Raw genomic sequence first — 21,190 nt, forward strand, 5'->3', positions numbered from 1 at the left:
CTGCAGCACGGGCCGCCGGCACAGCGCCGGCGGCCCCGCTGTGGACGGCTACCCCTACTCAATTCGGGTGATGCTTGCCAGGTCCCGCCAAACTACGGTGGGCATGGGGTACATCCATAAAGATAAGAGGGGATAAGAGCATGGTGCGGCGAGCAGCGGAGAAGACGGTGCGTGCGCGGCGGGCAGGTTTGGGGCGTCTCGGTGCCCTCGCAGTCGGCGCAGCCTTGATGCACAGCCCGGCCTGGGCCGGTTCCTTCGATCTTTTCGGTATCGACGGCAGCTACAAGATCACGACGACTTACAGCCTCGCGGTGCGCGCGCAGGATGCGGCGGGTCAGCTGATCAACGGCCCGGTCGATCCTTTCCAGGCCGCGGTGCTGCCGAACCAGTACCAGGTTGCCGGCTTCACCCACACCGGCCTGCCGACGACGATCAACCTCGACGATGGCGATCGCAACTTCAAGCAGTGGGATCCGATCAACAACCGCCTGAGCGCCTTCTATGAAGTGCAGCTCAAGTACGAAAACTTCGGCGCGGTCGTCAGCGGCACCGGCTTCTACGACTGGGTGTTTCACGACGAGAACGCCCGCGATCCGGTCGACCCGGACAATCTGAACGATTACGGCCCGAATACCTTCGAGTGTTCGAACAATCCCCAGACTTGCGCGTTCAACGAGTTCAGCGAGAGCGCCGAGTACTACAACGGCGAGCGCTCGCGCCTGCTTGAGTCCTACGTCTACGCGGATTTCTACGTGACCGACGACGTCGCGATGAACATCCGTTTCGGTAGCCAGCTCGTTGCCTGGGGTGAGAGCCTGTTCTTCCCGGGCATCGTCGCCGCACAGGGTCCGAACGACGCGACGAAGGCCTTCGTCCCTGGCGCGGAGATCAAGGAGATCCTGCTGCCGACCAACCAGATTGCCGCAACGATCGCCTTCGGCTTCGACTTCTCGCTAATGGGCTATTACCAGCTCGAATACAAGCCGACGGAGGTGTTCCCGGTCGGTGACTTCTTCTCGGTGGCGGATGTCGTCGGCCCTGGTGCGGAGCTGGCCTATGGTTCCGGCAATCCGGCATATGCCGACAATTGCCCGGGCCTGCTCAATGTGCCGATTCCCGGCCTTGGTCTCGACCTGAGCGCTGCGTGTCAGCTCGGTGGGGGCATCGGCGGCCCGTTGCTCAACGCGCCGCGCACGATCAACACCGTGCGTGAGCCAGACATTCTGCCGGGCAAGGACGGCCAGTGGGGCGTCGGTGCGAAGCTGCAGGTGACCGATGCGACTTCGGTCGGCGCGTACTACATCCGCTATCACAACCACAATCCGACGGTGAACCTGAACTTCGGTTTCGCCTACATCGGCGAGTTGCTGGGGCAGGAACTGACGACGGCGCTGATCAACCAGTCGGTGCCGGTGTCGTACAACGTCAAATACTTTGGCGATATCGAGATGTACGCGGCGAGCTGGTCGACGACCTTGTTCGGCCTCAACGTCGGCGGCGACCTGATGTACCGTAAGGGCGTCGACGTCTCGGCGGCGGCGGAAATCTCCGGCGTGCTGAGCCCGGTGTTCACCCGCGCGGAAACCTTCCAGGGCAACGTCTCGTCGTTGTTCGTCACCAATCCGGACTTCCTGATCTTCGACGAAGTCGCGATCGTTTCCGAGGTGAGCTACCTGTATGTCGACGAGGTCGATCCGATCGAAGCGAAGAACGGCCAGGTCCCGCGCGGCGACGGCACCACGCTGTTCTACGACAAGATGGCCTGGGCTTATCAGGTCCTGATGCTGCCCAAGGGCCGCAACGTCTTCCCGGGCTGGGACATCGGCACGCCAGTGGCATTTGCCCATGCGGCACGAGGCTATGCATCCACTGCCGGCGCGTTCGGTTCGCTGTTCGGTGAGGACGACATGCGCATCGGCCTGTCGGTCACGGCGCAGTATCTGCAGAACCTCGAATTCGCTCTCGGTTACAACTGGTTCCTCGGCGATCCGGATGCCAAGGTCAAGGACAGCCCGATCCCGTCCAACCCGGTGGCCGATCGCGAATACGCCACGTTCACGATCAAGTACAACCTGTAACATCGGCACACCTCATGCGCGGCCGTCGCGACGACGGCCGCGCTCACGCAGCAAGCAAGGCCTATGAGCGCAACAGCGGCATTTGATGCAATGGAGTTCCGCAAGGCGCTCGGAACCTTCGCCACCGGCGTGACGATCATCACGACGCGCGCTGCCGACGGCACGCCGCTGGGGCTGACCGTCAACAGCTTCAACTCGGTGTCGCTGGATCCGCCGCTGGTGCTGTGGAGCCTGGCGAACAACTCCAACAGCCTCGATGCCTTCCGCAGCGCCCAGCATTGGGCGGTGCATGTGCTGGCGACCGATCAGGAAGAGCTGTCGGGCCGCTTCGCCAAGCGCGGTATCGACAAGTTTGCCGGCGTCGATATCGAGACCGGCGTCGGCGACATTCCGCTGCTCAAGGGTTGCGCCGCACGCTTCGAATGCCGCACCGCCTCGCAGTACCAGGGCGGCGATCACCTGATCTTCATCGGCGAAGTGCTCGCGTTCAAGCGCGACGAAACCGCGCCGCTGGTGTTCCACGGCGGCAAGTACGCGCACGCCACGCGGCGTGACCCGGCCGATCTCAAGCCGCGCAGCGCGCACCTGGCCGGCAGTTTCGGTGAGGACTTCCTCGGCTACCTGCTGGGCCGCAGCCATTTCCGCTTCTTCGCGCAGATCCGCCCCTTGCTCGATCGCGAGGGGCTGCAGGACATGGAGTTCTACGTCCTGTCGACGCTGACGCTGCGTCCGCTGCTGAGCGAGGGGCAGATCGCCGAAGGCATGGCCGGCGTTGCCGACGAGAACTGGCAGCGTGCGCTCGACGCGCTGGTGCAGCGTGGCTTCGCCCATCACATCAGCGATGCCAGCGGCAGCGGCTACGAGCTGACCGACAGCGGTCGCGCGCTGGCGCTGCGCCTGATTGCGGTCGCCAAGGGCGTCGAGTCGCAGGTGCTGGAGCGCCTTGATGCCGGCGATGCCGCCGTGCTCAAGACGATGCTCAATCGCTTGCTTGGCGTTGTCGACGACAGCTCGGCCAATGCCCTGTGGCAGGGCAAGGAAAAGCAGCCCTGAGCGGCTCGCGCGGGTTGTTACCGCGGAGTACGAATCTGCAGCAATGACGTTAAGCTGGCGCCCATGCACGCATGGGACGCCGCCGTATGCTGCACCAGACCCAGCTGATCTCGACCCTCGCAATGGCGCTTGGCATGGCGCTGTTCGGCGGCGCCGTGGCCGCGCGCCTGAAGGTGCCGCCGATCATCGGCTACCTGGTGGCCGGCATTCTGGTTGGCCCATTCACGCCGGGCTTCGTCGCTGACCGCGATCTCGCCGCCCAGCTGTCAGAGATCGGCGTGATCCTGCTGATGTTCGGCGTCGGCATGCATTTCTCCATCCAGGACCTGATGGAGGTGCGGCGCATCGCGATCCCCGGCGCGGTCGCACAGATCCTGGTGGCGACCGGCATCGGCGTCGGCATTGCCCATGTCTGGGGCTGGTCGCTGGCGGCGGGCATCTGCTTCGGCCTTTCGCTGTCGGTGGCCAGCACCGTGGTGCTGCTGCGCGCGCTGGAGCAGGTCGGCAAGCTGGATTCGCTGAACGGGCGCATCGCGATCGGCTGGCTGGTGGTCGAAGACCTGGCGATGGTCGTCGCGCTGGTGCTGTTGCCGGTCGCCGTCGAGTTCACCGCAACTTCCGACGGCGCCGCGACGGACCTGTGGGTGCCGCTGCAGCATCTGGCGGTCGTGTTCGGCAAGATCGGCCTGTTCTTCATGTTGATGTACGTCGTTGGCGTGCGCGTCTTCCCGTGGCTGTTCGCGCAGATCGCGCACACCGGCTTCCGCGAGCTGCTGACGCTGTTCGTCGTCTGCGCGTCGCTGGGCATTGCCTATGGCTCGGCCCAGCTGTTCGGCGTCTCGTTCGCGCTCGGCGCGTTCTTCGCCGGTGTCATCGTCAACGAGTCGAAGCTGAGCGGGCGCATCGCCGCCGAGTCGGTGCCGTTGCAGAACATCTTCACGGTGCTCTTCTTCGTCTCGGTCGGCATGCTGTTCGACCCGGCGATCCTGGTCGAACGCCCCATGCAGGTGCTCGCAGTCCTCGGCGTCGTCGTGATCGGCAAGTCGCTGGCGGCCGTGCTGATCGTGCTGCTGTTCGGCTATCCGCTGAAGACGGCGGTGACGGTCGCGGTCAGCCTCGCGCAGATCGGCGAGTTCTCTTTCATCATCGCGGCGCTCGGCGTGCAGCTCGGCATCCTCAGTTCCGAGGCGCAGAACCTGATTCTCTGCGGCGCCCTGCTGTCCATTGCGCTCAATCCGCTGCTGTTCAAGCTGATCCAGCCGCTGGAGCGCATCGTCGAAGGCAACCGGCGCCTGGCCTGGCTGGGGCGGCTCGGACAGGCCAGGCTGCGCGGCGCGGATGTCGATCCCGCGCTCGACGGCCTCCACGATCACGTCGTGCTGGTCGGCTACGGCCGGGTCGGGCGTGCCTTGAGCAAGGCGCTGCTGCAGTCGGGCGTGCCGTTCGTCGTGATCGACAACAACCGCGAGCATGTCGCCCGCCTGCGCAAGAAGCGCCTGTTCACCGTCAGCGGCGATGCCGCGCTGCCGGAGGTGCTGACGCAGGCCCGGCTGCCGCACTGCAAACTGCTCGTGCTGGCGGTCTCCGATGCCTTCCATTCGCGCCGGATTCTCGAAGCGGCGCGCAAGATGAGCCCGGACATCGACACCGTCGTGCGCACGCATAGCGAGGAAGAGCGCGCGCTTCTCGAGCGCGAGGGCGTCGGGCTGGTGCTGATGACAGAGCAGGTGCTGGCCGATGCGATGGCCAAGCATGTCCTCGAAGTCTATCGCCTGTCCGACATGCTCAGCGAGGCGCGCTGAGCTCGCAAAAAAGCCCCGATCGCTCGGGGCTTTCTGCTGCAGCGGCCTGGTGCAAGGGCCTTACGGCATGTACGCGCCGCCGTTCGCATCCAGCGCTGCGCCGGTGACGGCGCTGGCGTAGTCCGACACCAGGAACAGCGCGGCGCGCGCGCATTCGTCATCGGTCGGGATGCGGCGCAGCGGGATCGTGTCGGAGATCGTCTTCTTCAGCGTCTCCATCGGCACCTTGGTTTCCTGCGACTGCCACTGGAAATAGCCTTCGACCGGCGCGCCCCACATCCAGCCCATGTGGATCGTGTTGACGCGGATGTTGTCCGGGCCGACTTCCTTGGCGAGATACTTCGCAGCGTTGGCGAGTGCGGCCTTAGACGCCGCATAGCCGGCTTCGCCGAGCGGCGGTGGCGTGCGTGCCGCCATCGTGTTGATCATGACGATCGCGCCGCCGCCCTGCGCCTTCATCTGCGGCAGCGTGGCCTGCGTCAGCTTCAGTGTGCCGATCAGGTTGGTGCCGAGCACGGCGCCCCAGCTGTCGAGGTTGGCGTTCGAGACGTAGTCCATGTCGCCGTGGAAGAACGCGCTGTTGACCAGCGCGTCGATGCGGCCGAAGGCCTTGATCGTCGCCGCGACCAGCGCGTCGCACTGCGCGCGGTCGGTGATGTCGGTGACCTGCTTGAGCACCTTGCAGTTCGGGTTCACTTCGCGGATGCGCTTCTCGGCGTCGTCGAGCTTCTCCGCCGAGCGGGCGCCGCAGGCGACGGCACGCGCGCCTTCGCGGGCGGCCTCGACGGCAAGCTTGACGCCCAGGCCCGGGCCGATGCCGGAAACGATGACGACCTTGTCCTTCAGCAGCATGTGCTTCTCCTCGTAAAAGTGGTGCTTAGCTGTTCTGTGATTCGATGTGCTTCGCGCGATACGCGGCGAAGTCGCGGCGGATCTGCGTGTCTGAAAGACCAAACTGCTCCGCCGTGTAGTCGTGACCGCCCTGGTGCGACTTCTCGTCCTCGGCAAGCCACTGGCGCATCGCCTGTTCGGCGGCAGCCGGCAGGTCGAGGCCGAGCCAGCGGTAGATGTCGCGAACGACGTCCATCGGCTTCTTCACGGTGTCGCGGAACTGCACGTCGAGGAACTGCGACGGCGCGGAGGCGCGCACCTTGTCGGTGTGATCGAGCGCGCGTTGCATCAGCTCGCTCCATTCCGCGCCGGCCGCTTTCTCGCTGGCTTTCTCGCTGTAGATGCACCATAGCGTGTGGATGAAGCTGGAGATCGATGGAATGCTCTGCAGCGGATCGCGGTGCGTGAGGATGACCTTCGCGCCGGGGAAGACCTTCAACAGCAGGTGCATACGCAACAGGTGATGCGGTGCCTTGAGCACCCAGCGGCCGGCGGTGACGCCGCGTTGGCGCTTCTGCCACTGCAGGAACTGCAGGCCGCGGCGCAGATATTCGTAGACCGGCGTCTGGTCCTGCGCATCGAGCCAGCGCATGTAGCCGGGGATGTTCGCGTAGGCATTGAACGCCGACATGAACGAGTGCTCGGTCAGCATCACTTCTTCGTCGGCCTCGTCGGCGACCATCGGATGCATCGCGACGAGCTTGGGCATCGCCGTCGTCATCATGTCGCACAGCGCGCGGCCTTCGTGAATGCGCGCGCTGGGTTCCTGCAGCGTCTCGTTCGGAAACGGCACCGGGAACTGCGATTCCCAGAACGTCATCCAGTAGAAGCGTGGATCGCGCGACAGCAGGCGGTGCAGCTTGGTCGTGCCGGTGCGCGGCAGGCCGACGATGACGATCGGCGCTTCGATGACTTCCTTGGCGATCTCCGGATAGCGCGTGAAGTAATCCTCGATGCGTAGGCGATTGGTCAGCTGCGTGACGAGTTTCTGGCGCATGATCGCCGCGCCCATGTCGCTGAGCTGGGCTTCGGCGTCGAGCGCAGCGCAGAGCCGGTTAAGGCCTTCGCGAAACGTCGGATCGCCGAAGTCGGACAGCCCGCCGGCGGCGCTGCGCGCGTCGGCGAGCAGGGCTTCCGAATCGAAGCGGCGCGGTGCCGGGTTTGCGGAACTGCTCATTTCGTTTCCTTGATCCAGTCGTTCAGTTTGACGACCCGCGTCTGCGGGTGAATGTGTTCGCTGGCACCGACCCAGCGCCAGCACATCGTGCCGCGGCTGTGGCCATCGGTCGTCAGCCAGTTCGGATGGCCGGGATTGCGGGCCGCGAGCACCAGCGTCACGCCGCCATCGGCGTCGACACGGCTCGAATGCTTGTTGTGATGGATGCGGTGGTAGCGGTAGTCCAGCGACTCCATCCACCAGTTGTTGATCTGCAGATTCCAGAAGCGGCATTCGGGCACGCGCGGCACATGAATGATCAGTGCCTCGTCGTCCTGCAGCGCCCAGGCCGAGTGGTAGTAGAAGATGTTCGGATCGCCGCCCGCGGCCTGGCATACCGCCTGGTTCGCCGGCGGCAGCTGGTTGACGTGCGGCAGATAGCCCTGCGCCCAGTTCGCAAACACGCCAGCGGTGCCCTGCACGAAGCCGGCGGTGCGCGTCAGGCCGGTATGTATGCGTTCGGCGCTAAGCACTTCAGGTTTGGCGTCGCTGTTGCGGCGCGCGATGCGCATCTGTGCCGGCTGCTCGCTGTAACGATCGAGGAAAGTCTGGCGCACGATGATCGCGTTGGCGTCCGCATCGATGCGCAGCCAGTTGCGCGGCTGCGGCGTTGCGCTGACGACGATCTCGAAGCGGCCATCGGCATCGAGCTGCACATCCTTGGCATCGAGGAAGCCGGTCTGCTCCATCTTGCCGTCGGTTTCGTAGCCGCCCTTCTGGCTGCCGAAGCTCAGGTACGACACGCTGCCGCGCTCGCCGCGGATCACGTACTCGTTGCGGCCGTTGATGCGCGCCATCAGGTACAGGTTGTCCGGATTGTCGGCGCCGATCTTGCCGGTCTCGTGCGAGGGCGCGAAGAAGCCGGGAAAATCGGGATCGGCAAACTCGAGATGCATCTCGAGGCCGATGCGCAGCAGGCGTGTCAGGTAACGCCAGCCTTCGGCGCGATCGAGTGTCGAGGCGGCTGCTTCCGGACGCAGGATCTGCTGGCCGGCCTGCTTGAGGTTGTCGCAGAACTGCGACCACAGCGCGCCGCTGTTGACCTCATCTTCGATCTTGCTGTGCTGCGACATGCCCGGCTCCAGTTGCGGAGCTCACACACTAGGGGCCAGCGCAGCGCCCGGCTTCACCTGTTTGTAGGAGAGGCCGGGCGACAGGATCGGATCGTTACACCCAGCGCTTGACCACGCCGCGCAGGCCGCGGATGCGATCGACCAGCTTGCCGTTCTGCGATTCAACCGGTGGCGGCACCGGAGGCGGCGCAACTTCGTAGCGCTGCTGCAGCTCGGGGCTCTGCGCGAGACGCTGATGCTGGCGCAACGCCGAGTTGACCGTGATCTTGCACTGGCTGTCGTGCAGCGGCTTGGTGATGAAGCGGTAGATCTGCCCTTGGTTGATCAGATCGATCGCGGTGCCGGCATCGGCGCGATTGGTCAGGATCACCGAGACCAGTTCCGGATGATGCTGCTTGAGGGTGCTGATCAGGTTCAGCACTGGATTGTCCTGCACCATCGTGTCGGAGATGACGACACCGATGCGCTCGCGTTCGAGCATGTCGACGGCCTCATCCATGTTGGTCGCACCGACCACGCGGAAGTCCGGGCCGAGGATGGCCTGGATCTGCGGCGGCACTGCCGAGTCGTCGTCGAGCACCAGCACGCCCGGCGTCGGCCCGCTGCGTTCCGGAGCGGGTGCTTCCGGCGTGGCGGTGACGGCGGCGCTGGTCCGTGCGGCGGTCACGGCGCGGGCGACGGTCGCGCTCAGCTCTTCATTCGACCAGGGCTTGTTGACGAAGCGGAAGATCTCGCCTTCGTTGATCGAGCCGATGATCGCGTTCAGATCCGAGTAGCCGGTGAGCAGAATGCGCATCGCGTTCGGGTTCAGCTCGCGCGCGGTGCGCAGCATCTCGATGCCGGTCATGCCCGGCATGCGCTGGTCGCTGACGATGACGTCAACGGCGTTGTTCTTGAGGAAGGCCAGCGCCATCGCGCCGCTGTCGGCGATATGCACCTCGTACTGACTGCGGAACAGCATCCGCATCGTGGTGAGGACGCGCGGTTCGTCGTCGACAAAAAGCACTCGTGCTTTGACGGTCTCAGTCATGCTGCTACTCCATTCAGCTTTTATGCAGTGGCATCTGCGGCGGCGGTTGCCGCTGCAGACGCCAGGGTTTTGGTTTTCTGCCGGACCGGCAGGACAATCTTGAACTCGGTACCTTCCCCAGGTGCTGAGCGTACCTCGATTGTGCCCCCGTGGTCTTCAATGATACGGAAGACGATCGAGAGGCCCAAGCCGGTACCCTGGCCGACCGCCTTGGTCGTGAAAAAGGGCTCGAAAATGCGGGCGCGGACGCTTTCCGGCATGCCGCTGCCGTTGTCCAGGATGCGGATCGCGACCTTGTCGCCCTGGGCAACGGTCTGGATATAGATCCGCCCGGTGTCGGCGATGGCCTGGGCGGCGTTGGTGAACAGGTTCAGGAAGACCTGGTTCAGCTGCGACGGCGAGCACTGGATCTGCGGCAGGTCGCCGTACTCCTTGACGACCTCCACCCGGGTCTTGAGCTGGTTGTTGCAGATCTTCAGCGCGGACTCGAGGCCGTCGTTGACGTTGAACAGGTCGTGGCGGGAACGGTCGACTCGCGAGAAATCCTTGAGACCGGCCACCAGTTCGGCGATCTGCAGCAGGCCGTGGTCGGCGTCTCCCAGCAGTCCATCGAGCTCGCCGGCCAACTCGTCGGCATTGATGGAGTCGGCCAGGTTCTGCGCCGTCGTCAGCGCCTCCGCGACCTCTTCGTCGGTGGCTTCTTCGCCGGTCATCAGCCGCAGTGCATGCGACTGTGCGAGCACCAGCCCGCGAATCTCGGACAGCGAGGTGCGGACGATGCTGGCGTTGCTGCGCGCATAGCCCAGCGGCGTATTGATCTCATGCGCGACGCCGGCCACCATCTGGCCGAGCGAGGCCATCTTCTCGGACTGCACCAGCTGCGCCTGCGAAGACTGCAGGTCGTTCAGCGCCTTGCTGAGAGCCTGGGTGCGCCGCTCCACCTTGGCTTCAAGGTTTTCGTTGGCGCGCGACAGCTTGGCGTTGGCGATATCAAGTTGGCGGTAGCTGCGCCGCAGGCGGATGCCGAGCCAGGCCAAGATCAGTAGCAGGATCGCCGCGTAACCGGACAGCAGCAGACGGTACTGGTTGACGACCGCCACCTGTCCGCCATGCCAGCTCATGTAGGCGCCTTCGACCGCCTTCAGTTGCGGGGCCGTCGGCTTGGCGAGGAATTCGGTGACGCGCGCGACCAGTTCCTTCTTGTCGGCGATGACGTCGTTGCTGCGCGAGCGCAGCGTCTGCACCGCGGCCTGCACCGGTTCGGGCTGCTGTGCCAGGGTTTCACCGATCTGCGTCAGCAGCGTGTGGATACGGTCTTCGTTGGTCGGCGTCTGCACGACCGCAAAGCTGGTGATTTCGTTCTTCAACTGGCCCAGCACGCCGCGCAGTGCGTCGGCATCTGCAGGCTTGAGCGTCTGCAGCAGCGCATCGGCGACGATGGGCACGGCGTCCAGTCCGGCGATCAGACGCTGGTTGACCAGGATGTTGCGCGCTTCGAAATCGAAGGCGAGTTCGAACTTCGATTCAATCGTGTCGAGGAACTGGTCGAGCGCTGTATCAAGCGCCGGCGTGATGCCGCGCAGCGAGGCGTCTCCCTGTTCGAGCGCATCCAGAGACTCGCCCAGCCGGGACGTGGTCGCCGCGCGCTCGTCGGCGATGTTGGCCATGGTGCTGACGCCGACCTGGGTGACGGCACGGTTGAGGCCGACATCGAGGGCGTCGATGACGCGGATGTTGGCCAAGCGCTTCAGGTGCAGGGCGTTGTCGACCGCCTGCGTCTTGCTGACCAGGAAAACGAGCACGCCAATGGCGGCGATTGCCAGCAAGGCCGCCACTACCGGCAGCAACTTACGCCATGTCATGTGAACCCCCGTTCTCGCATCGACCGCCCCAGTAACGCGGCGAATCGTCCGTTCGCCTGTTGAAGTGCCGGACACCCCGCCGGACACCTGTTACTGCTGATTAGGCAAGGTAGCCCCGGGGGGGCAAGCCCAGCTTCATCTGTTTGCAGTAGGCCTCAGCCATATGGAGGATTCAAGTGCAGGGCGCCTGCGGTCAACTGCGGAGCTACAGCCCAGAACGAAGATCCCGAGATGTCGACCGACCTGTCCGCCCGCCTGCAAGCCCTCGAAGATATCGAAGCGATCCGCCAGCTCAAGGCGCGCTACCTGTTCAGCTGCGACCGCAAGGATCCGGCAACGATGCTTGGCTGTTTCGCCGACGGCAAGGTCGACATCGACTATGGCGTGGTCGGCCGCTTCGATACGGCCGATGCGCTGGTCAAGGTATTCACCGACGTCGGCTGCCACGACTACATGGTCGAAATGCACCATGGCGCGAATCCGCAGATCGAGCGGATTTCGGCCGAGCTGGCGCGCGGGACCTGGAGCCTGCACTACTTCCTGATCAATACGCGTGACCGCACACTGACCCAGCTCGGCGGGTATTACGAAGACGAGTACGTGCGAAGCGCGGCCGGCTGGAAAATGAGCAAGACCAAGTTCATCGCAACCTCGACGCTGGTGCTGGACATCAATTCCGAGGCCGCCAAGGCGCTTTTTGCCGGGAGCGCGCCGCCGGCGCCCTGACCTGCGCGGCAGCGCAGCGTAGCGACATCTGGACTTGCTAAGATCGCGCGGCCCACTGACCGCCCATTCAAGAAAGCCCCATGTCGCAGATCCCGAACAACAAGCCGCTCAGCCCCCTGCCGGCGCTGATTTTCTCCTCTCGCTGGCTGCAGTTGCCGCTCTATGTCGGGTTGATCTTTGCGCAGGCGGTCTACGTCATTCTGTTCGTCAAGGAGCTGTGGCATCTGGTCGCCGCGGCATTCACGCTGACCGAGCAGCAGATCATGCTGATCGTGCTGGCGCTGATCGATGTCGTCATGATCTCCAACCTGCTGGTCATGGTCATCGTCGGCGGCTACGAAACCTTCGTGTCGCGGCTCGGCCTGCAGGGGCACCCGGATCAGCCGGAATGGCTGTCGCACGTGAATGCCTCCGTCCTCAAGGTCAAACTGGCGATGGCGATCATCGGCATCTCCTCGATCCATCTGCTGAAGACCTTCATCGAGGCGGGCTCGCTGGGCGCTTTGCCGGTCTGCGCGACGGTGGCCGCCGGGGTGCGCTGCACGACCACGACCGAGGCTGGCGTGATGTGGCAGACCATCATCCACATGGCTTTCATCGCCTCGGCAATCGGTATCGCCTGGACCGACCGGGTCATGCAGGCTGGGATGCCGCGCAAGCCGGGCGCCGAGCACTGAAAAAGGCCGGTTCGGCGCCGCGTTTTTCGACAATCTCCGGGCCAGAACTATTCGGCGGGCCGGCTGTCGAATTTACCGAGTGCGGCCTGCATGGGCGCCAAGTTATTGATTTTTCTATGTCTGCCGGAAGTGACCGGCGGCGATTAATCGTGCGTGCAGCAAAAAGCCCGAAAATCCTCGAGTTGGCGTATCCTAGTGCGCCACATTCCACATCTTTTAGGAGTCGAGTTATGAAGCTGATTTCCACGACCGCTGCTGCCCTGCTGGCCTCTTCGCTGCTGCTGGTTGGTTGCGGCAAGAAGGAAGAAGCTGCGCCGGTTGCCACCCCGGCCGTCGAAGCCGCTCCGGTTGAAGTTGCGCCGACCGCCGAAGCTGCTCCGGTCGAAGCTGCCCCGGCTGAAGCTGCTCCGGCCGACGCTATGCCGACCGCCGAGCCGACGGCCGCCCCGGCAAACTAAGTTTCAAGCTTCAAAATCCGCCGCCGCAGGCTCACGCCTGCGGCGGCGTTTTTGTTTCTGCGCTTGAGCGGAGATCGGAAGCTCCGGGATTTCTGATGCGGGCTCCGCGCCGCGATTCCTTTCGTGATCCCGAGCTTCTTCTTGCCCGGCGCCGATGACCGAAGTGTCTGCAGCTGAGCCTCGCGGTTTGGCGAGCCTTGCGCATCTAGAATCGAATCTCCACTTGGGGGAGGCCGTTTCATGAACCTGCTGCGCGGATATCTGATTCTCGGCTGGCTGCTGCTCGCCGGCATAACGGCATGGGCCGTCAGCTCGCTGGGCGCCGATGGCGGCATGGTCTTCTTCAGCGATTTCACGCATGCCTGGCGCGCGTCGTTCTATACGGACTTCTTGCTGCATGTCGTGCCGATTGCAATCTGGATCTACTGGCGCGAGCCGTCGAAGCGGGTGGGCCTGCTCTGCGCGCTCGGCGCTGCGATGGGGGGCTTGTTCACGCTGATTTATGTGCTCGCAGCGACCTATCGCGCGCACGGTGACGTGCGCCGCCTACTGCTGGGCAGTCACGCATAACTGCATGGCGGGAACGCGGCTTGCTGGTGACAGCGCGCGTTCAGATGCGATTTCCGATGCTGCGATGAGCGATGCCCGACGATGCGCGGGTATCGGCACTCAACATCATCGGGGGTACATGCTCATGCGCCTGCTTCTGGGTTGTGGACTTTCGTTGTTGGCAGGCGCTGCGTTCGCCGACACCTATACGGTCAGCAAGGCCATCGACAGCAACGATGGCGTCTGCGATGCGGATTGTTCATTGCGCGAAGCGATCGTCGCGGCGAATGCGCACGCCGGCGCCGACGTGATCCGGCTCAAGCATTCCCACTACCGGCTGACGGTCGAGGTCTCCGGCCCGCGCGACAGTGATCTGTTCATCGGTGACGAACTCGCGATCCGCGGGCTGCCCGGGCGTAGCACCATCGACGCCAATGGCACGAACCGCCACTTCGAGATCGGCCGCGATGCGGTCGTCGAACTGGCCGATCTGACGCTGCGCAATGGAATTGCGGAAGGCCGCGGCGGCTCGATCTACAACGCCGGCAAGCTGACGCTGCGGCGCAGCTGGATCATCGGCAACCGGGTGCTGCCAGATTATGACGGCGTGGTCGAAGGCGGCGGACTCTGGAACGCGGGGGAGCTGCGCATTCTGCTCGGCAAGGTCGACGGCAATCTCGCGCGTGACGACCAGACCCTGACCGGCGGTCGCGGCGGAGGCATCTTCAACAATGTCGGCGCCCAGCTCTACGTCTACGACACGCTGATCCGCGACAACGTCACCGGTCTCGACGACGCGGACGGCTACGGGGCCGGTTTGTACAACCTCGGGCAGGCACGGATCGACCGCAGCTTCTTCGGCGATAACGATCCCGGCGGCGGCGAGGGTGGCGCCATCGCGAACCGCGACGGCGGCTCGCTGGCGATCTTCAACAGCACGCTAAGCGACAACGGCCATGACGGTGCGCGTGGCGCGATTGCCAACGGTTCCATTCGAGAGGCGGAGGCCGAAGTCCGGCCCTCTGCGTTCGTCGCCAACACCACGATCGCCAACAACAACGGCGGTGGCTATCTGAATACCGGCAAGACCCGGATGCGCAACGCGCTGGTGGCCGGCAATTACTCGCAGGACGGCAACGACCGTTACTACAACAGCGGCAGCAACTGCGACAATCGCGGTGACGACGAGGATTTCACGCAGACCTACACGGCCATGGGTTCAGGCAACTGCAACGGCATGAAATACGTCGATGACCGTCGTGTCTTCATCGAGTGGCTCGAACATCTGCGCTATCTCGGCGGACCGACGCCGGTTCATCGGCCGCGGCAGCCGCTGATCGATGCAGGCGACCCCGCCTACTGCAGTGCCGGAGACCAGCGCGCGTTTGCGCGCCCCCAGGATGGCGATGCCGACGGCGTCGCGCGATGCGATATCGGTGCGATGGAATTGCAGCCGGGCGAGTGAACCCTTCGCGCCTCAGGTCTTGTCGAGTGCTTCGAGCAGCGCCGGATCGCGGTCGTAGATGTCTTTCTGGAACACGACTTCACCGTCGGGGGACACGTCCACCGTCGAGTAGTGCAGCAACACGGGAATTTCGCGGCTCAGCTTGATCTCCTTGGTCTTGCCGTCTTTCACGAGCTGCTGCAGATCCGCCGTGGTTCCGCTGTCTTCGAGCAGCAGCCGGGCGAGCTCAAGCACGTTCTCGACGCGGATGCAGCCGCTGCTGTTGGCGCGTGCATCTTCCTCGAACAGCGCGCGGCTCGGCGTGTCATGCAGGTAGACCTGGTACGGATTGTCGAAGGAAATCTTCACCTGGCCCAGCGGATTCTCCGGACCCGGGTCCTGGCGCAGGATCACGCTGCGCGAATCGCTCCAGTCGATGGAGTCCAGCGGCACTTCGCGACCCTGACCGTCGATCGCGCGCAGATGCTTTTTCTCCAGTGTTGCGGCAGGGTCGCGCCGTGCCTTGGGGGCCACGTCCTTCTCGAAGATGGTCGGCGGCACGGTCCACGACGGGTTCACGGTCAGCTTGTCGATCTGTGAGCGGAACGCCGGCGTCTCGCGGTAGGGCCGGCCGACGACGACTTTGCTCTCCCAGACTTCGCCGCCGGGGCGCTGGTAACGCACGCGATAGCTGGCGATATCGACCAGCACGTACGACGACGGCAAATCCTGATACAGCCAACGTGTCCGCTCGAGGTTGACGCGCAGCTGCGCGCTCTTCTGCGGGTTTGCATTTTGCAGGGCCAATGCCGAACGCAGCTGTTCATACACCGGAGCAGTCGGGCGTGCCTGTGCAAAGGCGCTACGCACGGTGCCGGCCTGCGCGGCAAGCGCGACCCAGGGCATCGCGACACGTTGGTCGATCGCGGCGGGCGCTGTTTCCCACAGGGTTCCGACATTGGCAGGGTCAACCTTGCCGTAGGCGACGTTCGACAGCGCGCGCAGATATCGCCGGCTGATCTGCAGATCGAAACTCGCACGTTCCTTTGCATCGACACCGTCAGCGTAGACCGCGCGACGACGATCCGACCAGTCCTCCAGCGCATAGGACGCAGCGCGCAATCCGTCCTCGCTCAAGGCCTCAAAGCCTGGCCCCATCAATGCTGCGAGCGCGGCAGGGTCATTCCACAAGGCCAGGTAACCGCGGCTCGCGTAGAGCGCCTCCAATGCCCGGTCCATTGCAGAATGCGGCCTGCGCATCGGGATGCTGGTGCGCGAGGCCAACTCATTGCGAATTGCCTGAGCGATCGGCCCTTGCGCGACAGCCGAACTTTTTTCGGCCTGCGGTTGTCCGATACCGCATCCGCTCAGCACGACTGCGAGCAATGCGGCGATCCCTGTTTTCAGCATTTTGCACCTGACCGTTCGTCGTCCCGCACTGGTCGCGGGAATTCGCTTTAGCTAGCCTGCGCCTGCATGTACGTTCGATTAATCGGCCGCCGGCCTGGGCTGGCGCGGCGCGCCCATTCGTAGAGGATTCCCGACTTGATGCTGATCGCTTTCCGGCGTGCCGTTCTCGCCTGCGGCTTTCTTGTTGCCTCAGGCGCACACGCCGGCGGTCCTGCGCGCGTAGCCGACGAGCGGCTTGCCGCGTTGCAGGACTCGGGGCTTGATGCAGAGGTGCTGCGCAAGGGACTCGAAGCCGTCGCTTGCGCCGAGGAAAAAGGACACCCACGCGCACAGCGGCTGGGCCTGATCGACTTCCGACTGCCGTCGACCGAGCGGCGCTTGTGGGTGCTTGATCTGGCGACAGGCGAAGTCCTGTTCCACGAGCATGTCGCGCATGGGCGCGGATCGGGTGACGCACTCGCTTCAAAGTTTTCCAACGTCAACGAGAGCTATACGTCGAGCCTCGGACTTTTTGAAACACTGGATCCCTACACCGGCGCCAACGGATATTCCCTGCGCCTGAAGGGTCTCGAGCCCGGCATCAACGATCGCGCCTACGATCGCGCGATCGTCATGCACGGCGCCGATTACGTCAGTGAAGGTTTCATCAAGACCTCCGGCCGTCTCGGGCGCAGCTACGGCTGCCCGGCTGTCCGCGCCGAGATCGCCAAGCCGCTGATCGATACGTTGCGCGGCCACCAGTACCTTTATGCCTACGCCGAGACCGCGGCGTGGGCCGGTACACCGGCAACGCTGGGCTGCGAGTCCGCGGCCAAGCCGATTCAGACCGCAGCGCAGTAGTTCAGAGCGGCGTCGCGGCGACCGTGGCGTCGACGTAGTACAGCTCGCTGCCCGCTTCGAATCCGGAATCGATTCCGAAGAAGATCCACAGCGCGCCGTCCGCATCGGTCTCGGCCAGCAGCGGCTCGTCACTGCGCAGCGTCTTGATCTCGAAGCCGCCCTCCGCGCAGTCGGTCCGCGAGTTCGCAAGGTTGCCGATCGCCAGGCCGTCGTCGCCGGACTGGGTCTGCTCGCCCTTGTCGATGTTCATTCGGTACTCGCCGGCCGTCACGACAGTCACCGGTTCGACGCTGCTGGCGCCGGCCTTGACGGTGACGGATTCGCCCGGCGATCCGCCGACACCGACGCAACCCGACGCCACGTCGGTCAGAATCCGCAGCTCGAACGCGAGACGATAGAGGCTATTCGGATTCAGGCCCACGTACTTCTTCTTCGCATACAGGAACAGATCGTCGCTGCGGTTCGTGCCCGCGGAATACAGTCCGCTTCCATTGAACGGACTCGGCAGCGCGGCGCCCTGCTGGAACAGCACATCGGTTGGCGCTGTCGCGGCCGAGTAGTCCGACTGGCCGCCGCTCCATCCACGGTCGGTATCGAAGTCGATTTCGATCTCGACAGTCGGGCCGGTGCCGGTGCCGGGGTCGAGCGAGAAGTCCGTGTTGTTGCAGGCACTGACGAGCAGCGCGGCGCTCATTCCCAGCGAGATTCTCGAAAGCATGCGGATCTCCTCGAAGATTGGATGGCTACGCTCGCGCCAATTGCGGCGCGCGTCAACCGGCGGGGGATCGGTGTCGCCCGACTCGTGCCGGTCGCGCTCGCCGACGAGCCGGCGCGCGGTATGCTCCCGGAATACCCAGCGATGCACGGTGCCGCACCGTGCGGCAAGGAAGAACCCCGCGAGCATGACCGCCGATCCCCACAAAGCCGCATTGAGCTTCCCCTACGACACCGCCCCCGAACCCGGCGGCGTTCAGCAGATTGCCGACGGCGTGATGTGGCTGCGCATGCCGCTGCCGTTTGCGCTCGACCACATCAACGTCTGGGCCCTGCGCGACGGCGACGGCTGGGCGCTGGTGGATACCGGCATGCAGAGCCGCGACACCGCGAAAGCCTGGGACAAGGCCTTTGCCGGACCGCTCGGCGGCCTGCCGGTGACGCGCGTGATCTGCACGCACATGCATCCGGACCACATCGGCATGGCGGGTTGGTTGACGCGCCGCTTTGCCTGCAAGCTGTGGATCACGCGCCTTGAGTACATCATCTGCCGCATGCTGGTCGCCGACACCGGCCGCGAAGCGCCGGCCGACGCGCTGGACTTCTATCGCGCCGCCGGCTGGAACGCGACGACTCTGGAGCACTACAAAGCACGCTTCGGCGATTTCGGCCGCGGCGTCTATGCGTTGCCCGACAGCTACCGGCGCGTGACGCACGGCGAAGTTCTCGAGATCGGCGGCCGCCAGTGGCATGCCGTCGTCGGCAATGGCCATTCGCCCGAGCATCTGTGCCTGCACTGCCCGGAACTGAAGCTGCTGATTTCCGGCGATCAGGTGTTGCCGAACATCAGTTCGAACGTCTCGGTATTTCCGACCGAGCCGGAAGGCGATCCACTCGGCGACTGGCTGTCGTCTCTCGCGGCGATCAAGGCCGCATTGCCGGACGATCTTCTGGTATTGCCGGCCCACAACCTGCCATTCCGCGGCATGCACGCACGGCTGGATGCGCTGATCGCCGGGCATGAGCGCTCGCTGGAAAAATTGCAGGCGCTGCTCAGCGAGCCGAAGCGGGTCATCGACGTCTTCGAGGCGCTGTACCGGCGGCCGATCGACGGCGATGAACTGCTCGGCCTGGCGACCGGCGAGGCACTCGCGCATCTCAACTATCTGAAGCTGCGCGGGCAGATCACCCGCAGCCGCGGCGCCGATGGCGTCGATCGCTACCAGGCTTCGCAGCAATAGAGCTATTCGTGGACGCTTTTGATTCCGCTCATCTGATCGTCGCCATGACGATGGCCGGCACCGCGCTGATCCTCGTTGCCGGAGATTGGGCTGGGCGCAGCACGCGCGCGCTGGTGCTCTGTCTGCTGGCGATCGCGGGCGCGTTGATGCTCGGGCGCGTCATCGCGTGGAACGACGCCGGCGGAGTCGCGACGGCAACGCTGATGGTGATGCTCAAGGTTGCCGCGATCCTCGCCGGCGTCGAATGGGGGCGCCGGATCGGCCAGACCGCGCAGTCGCGCGGTCGCGTCGCCGCCGATGTGCTGTTCCGCGTGGCGCAGCTGCTCGTGGTGATCTACGGCGGACTGTCGATCGGCTATGTCGTCCTGTTTCCCGAGCAGGCGCTGGTGGACGTGCCGGGCGTCATCAACGTACGCGCAGTCGAGTTCGCGGTCTTCGCGCCGGTGCTCGGCAGCGGCATGCTGTGCGCGACGATCGCCATCATCCTGCTGCGCTTCATGCGGATCGACCGCGCCGAGCTTGCGCGTCTGCGTGCGCTGTTGTGGGCCGCTCCGTTTCTGCTCGCCGGTTTGCTCGTGGCCGATCCACTGATCCCCGTCACCCTGACGATCGGCCTGCTGATCTTCCTCGCAGGGGCGGTGCGTTATCTGGTCATCCAGAGCCGGCGCGGCAGCTTCCTCGGCCAGTTCCTGTCGCCGCAGGTCGCGCGTGAAGTGCGTGCGGAAGGACTCGACCGGCTGCTGCGACGTGAGCGCCGACAGCTCAGCGTAGTGGCCTGCGATCTGCGCGGTTTCACCGCTTTTGCGCGCAGTTGCGACAGCGAACGGGTGGCCGAAGTGCTCGAGCGCTACTACGCTCTGGTCGGCGAGGTCGCCGCGCGGCACGGCGGCACGATCAAGGACATCGCGGGCGACGGCGTGCTGATCCTGCTCGGCGCTCCGCTGTCGATGAAGGATCATGTGCAGCGCGCCGCGCAGCTGGCCCTTGAGCTCGTGACGCACGCGCGGCCCAGCCTGCTGGCGGCGGCGCCCGAAGCGCAACTTGGCTTGGGCGTCGGCGTCGCCAGCGGCGAAACGACGGTCGGCGCCATTCGTGGAGCGGGGCGCCTGGAGTATGTCGCGATCGGCAATCCGGTCAACCTCGCCGCGCGCCTCTGCGCACGCGCCGAGGATGGTGAAGTGCTGGCAGACCGCCGCATCGCCGAACAACTGGCCGACGATGCGGCGATCGTCATCGCGGAGCGCACTCCCGAATCGCTCAAGGGCTTCGACGAGCCCGTGCCGATCTGCGCGCTGACGCGCGGCACCGCGCCACTGACGCCGGCTTAGCGGGCCCGCGCCAGCGCGACGGCATCCGCTCCCGCGGGATAGTGGAGCTGTCCGCTTTCGTCGATCGCTGCGCGCCACACCGTTTCGGCAACGTCGGCCTCGGTCGTGAACGCGGTCAGCTGCGTCATCGATGCGTACACCGACTGCGCATACGCCGCATAGCTGTCCGGGATCAGGCCTTCCATGCGCGAGCGGCCGTTTTCGGTGAACCGCGTCGTCGGCGCGTAGCCGGGTTCCACGAGCTTCACGCGCACCTGATGCGTTTCGAGTTCATGGGCCAGTGACGCCGTGAAACCCTGAATGGCCGTCTTGCTGGCGGTGTACACCGCGACCAGCGGCATCGGCGCCAGCGTGGCACTGGACGTGACGTTGACGATCACGCCAGTGCGCCGTGCACGGAAAGCGGGGATGACGGCCTGTGTCATCGCCATGACGCCGAAGGTGTTGGTCTCGAAGACTTCTCGAACCGTTTCGATGGGCGTCGCTTCAAAGGCGCCGAACAGGCCGACTCCCGCATTGTTGACGAGCACGTCGATCGGGCCGCTGGCCTCCAGTGCGGCAGCGATGCTTTGCGGATTGCCGACATCCAGCGCCAGGATTCGCATCCGCGCCGAATGCGGCAGCAGGTCTTCGCGGGGCTTGCGCATGGTCGCGATGACATCCCAGCCCTTCGCATGGAAATAGCGCGCGGTTTCCAGGCCGTAGCCTGACGAGCAGCCGGTGATGAGTACAGTCTTCATGGTGATCTCCGTTGGGGTTGCAGTGGAGAGCACGATAGCGGCCATAGTAAGGACGAAC

General features: G+C 64.7%; 19 protein-coding genes. 11 read left to right on the top strand and 8 right to left on the bottom strand.

The features are described 5' to 3' along the window. Positions 1 to 140: 140 nt before the first annotated feature. From AC3WUF_RS03030 to AC3WUF_RS03040, 3 genes are all read left to right on the top strand, one after another. Positions 141 to 2,078 (top strand): DUF1302 domain-containing protein, encoded by a 1,938-nt coding sequence (locus AC3WUF_RS03030; RefSeq protein WP_492422287.1) that lies wholly within the window; start codon positions 141 to 143, stop codon positions 2,076 to 2,078. A 63-nt stretch (positions 2,079 to 2,141) separates the two neighbouring features. Further along, positions 2,142 to 3,131, top strand: coding sequence for a flavin reductase (locus tag AC3WUF_RS03035; protein ID WP_492422289.1), 990 nt, complete (start codon positions 2,142 to 2,144; stop codon positions 3,129 to 3,131). Positions 3,132 to 3,202: 71 nt separating this feature from the next. Then, the gene (locus tag AC3WUF_RS03040) at positions 3,203 to 4,933 is read left to right on the top strand and encodes a cation:proton antiporter domain-containing protein (protein WP_492422291.1); all 1,731 of its coding nucleotides are present in this window, start codon (positions 3,203 to 3,205) and stop codon (positions 4,931 to 4,933) included. Between the two features lie 60 nt (positions 4,934 to 4,993). Here AC3WUF_RS03040 and AC3WUF_RS03045 read toward each other — a convergent pair whose 3' ends face one another. The 5 genes from AC3WUF_RS03045 to AC3WUF_RS03065 form a co-directional block, all read right to left on the bottom strand. After that, on the bottom strand, positions 4,994 to 5,785 hold the full coding sequence (locus tag AC3WUF_RS03045) for an SDR family oxidoreductase (RefSeq protein WP_492422293.1): 792 nt from the start codon (positions 5,783 to 5,785) through the stop codon (positions 4,994 to 4,996). 25 nt (positions 5,786 to 5,810) lie between these two features. After that, positions 5,811 to 7,001 (bottom strand): sulfotransferase family protein, encoded by a 1,191-nt coding sequence (locus tag AC3WUF_RS03050; RefSeq protein WP_492422295.1) that lies wholly within the window; start codon positions 6,999 to 7,001, stop codon positions 5,811 to 5,813. After that, complete coding sequence (locus tag AC3WUF_RS03055) at positions 6,998 to 8,113, bottom strand: DUF1214 domain-containing protein (protein ID WP_492422297.1); 1,116 nt, start codon at positions 8,111 to 8,113, stop codon at positions 6,998 to 7,000. Before AC3WUF_RS03055 ends, AC3WUF_RS03050 begins: the two co-directional genes overlap by 4 nt. A 94-nt stretch (positions 8,114 to 8,207) precedes the next feature. After that, positions 8,208 to 9,143 (bottom strand): response regulator, encoded by a 936-nt coding sequence (locus AC3WUF_RS03060; protein WP_492422299.1) that lies wholly within the window; start codon positions 9,141 to 9,143, stop codon positions 8,208 to 8,210. Between the two features lie 20 nt (positions 9,144 to 9,163). Further along, positions 9,164 to 11,005 carry a DAHL domain-containing protein gene (locus tag AC3WUF_RS03065; RefSeq protein WP_492422301.1) on the bottom strand — a complete coding sequence of 614 codons (1,842 nt, stop codon included), beginning with the start codon at positions 11,003 to 11,005 and terminating at the stop codon, positions 9,164 to 9,166. 231 nt (positions 11,006 to 11,236) lie between these two features. Here AC3WUF_RS03065 and AC3WUF_RS03070 point away from each other — a divergent pair, with 231 nt between their 5' ends. From AC3WUF_RS03070 to AC3WUF_RS03090, 5 genes are all read left to right on the top strand, one after another. Beyond that, positions 11,237 to 11,731 carry a nuclear transport factor 2 family protein gene (locus AC3WUF_RS03070; protein ID WP_492422303.1) on the top strand — a complete coding sequence of 165 codons (495 nt, stop codon included), beginning with the start codon at positions 11,237 to 11,239 and terminating at the stop codon, positions 11,729 to 11,731. An 80-nt stretch (positions 11,732 to 11,811) separates the two neighbouring features. Then, positions 11,812 to 12,408: a TIGR00645 family protein gene (locus tag AC3WUF_RS03075; protein ID WP_492422305.1), complete on the top strand. Its 597-nt coding sequence runs from the start codon at positions 11,812 to 11,814 to the stop codon at positions 12,406 to 12,408. A gap of 230 nt (positions 12,409 to 12,638) precedes the next feature. Further along, positions 12,639 to 12,866, top strand: coding sequence for a hypothetical protein (locus AC3WUF_RS03080; protein ID WP_492422307.1), 228 nt, complete (start codon positions 12,639 to 12,641; stop codon positions 12,864 to 12,866). A gap of 240 nt (positions 12,867 to 13,106) precedes the next feature. Further along, a complete protein-coding gene (locus AC3WUF_RS03085) occupies positions 13,107 to 13,436 on the top strand; it encodes a hypothetical protein (protein WP_492422309.1) in 330 nt (109 codons plus the stop codon). Between the two features lie 157 nt (positions 13,437 to 13,593). Beyond that, on the top strand, positions 13,594 to 14,880 hold the full coding sequence (locus AC3WUF_RS03090; protein ID WP_492422311.1) for a choice-of-anchor Q domain-containing protein: 1,287 nt from the start codon (positions 13,594 to 13,596) through the stop codon (positions 14,878 to 14,880). Positions 14,881 to 14,892: 12 nt separating this feature from the next. Here AC3WUF_RS03090 and AC3WUF_RS03095 read toward each other — a convergent pair whose 3' ends face one another. Next, on the bottom strand, positions 14,893 to 16,098 hold the full coding sequence (locus tag AC3WUF_RS03095) for a L,D-transpeptidase family protein (protein ID WP_492422313.1): 1,206 nt from the start codon (positions 16,096 to 16,098) through the stop codon (positions 14,893 to 14,895). Positions 16,099 to 16,410: 312 nt separating this feature from the next. On the opposite strand from AC3WUF_RS03095, the gene AC3WUF_RS03100 reads away from it, so the two are divergent. After that, positions 16,411 to 17,109 (top strand): murein L,D-transpeptidase catalytic domain family protein, encoded by a 699-nt coding sequence (locus AC3WUF_RS03100; RefSeq protein WP_492423545.1) that lies wholly within the window; start codon positions 16,411 to 16,413, stop codon positions 17,107 to 17,109. Position 17,110: 1 nt separating this feature from the next. Here the strand turns inward: AC3WUF_RS03100 and AC3WUF_RS03105 are convergent, their stop codons facing one another. Then, complete coding sequence (locus AC3WUF_RS03105) at positions 17,111 to 17,827, bottom strand: hypothetical protein (RefSeq protein WP_492422315.1); 717 nt, start codon at positions 17,825 to 17,827, stop codon at positions 17,111 to 17,113. Positions 17,828 to 18,011: 184 nt separating this feature from the next. Here AC3WUF_RS03105 and AC3WUF_RS03110 point away from each other — a divergent pair, with 184 nt between their 5' ends. Beyond that, positions 18,012 to 19,064 (top strand): MBL fold metallo-hydrolase, encoded by a 1,053-nt coding sequence (locus AC3WUF_RS03110; protein WP_492422317.1) that lies wholly within the window; start codon positions 18,012 to 18,014, stop codon positions 19,062 to 19,064. Between the two features lie 8 nt (positions 19,065 to 19,072). Continuing rightward, a complete protein-coding gene (locus AC3WUF_RS03115; protein WP_492422319.1) occupies positions 19,073 to 20,392 on the top strand; it encodes an adenylate/guanylate cyclase domain-containing protein in 1,320 nt (439 codons plus the stop codon). Here the strand turns inward: AC3WUF_RS03115 and AC3WUF_RS03120 are convergent. Beyond that, entirely contained in the window at positions 20,389 to 21,132 is a 744-nt protein-coding gene (locus AC3WUF_RS03120; protein ID WP_492422321.1) for an SDR family oxidoreductase, read from the bottom strand. The two genes, AC3WUF_RS03115 and AC3WUF_RS03120, sit on opposite strands and share 4 nt — an antisense overlap. Positions 21,133 to 21,190: the final 58 nt, after the last annotated feature.

The organism is Fontimonas sp. FW305-C-3, assembly GCF_058783185.1.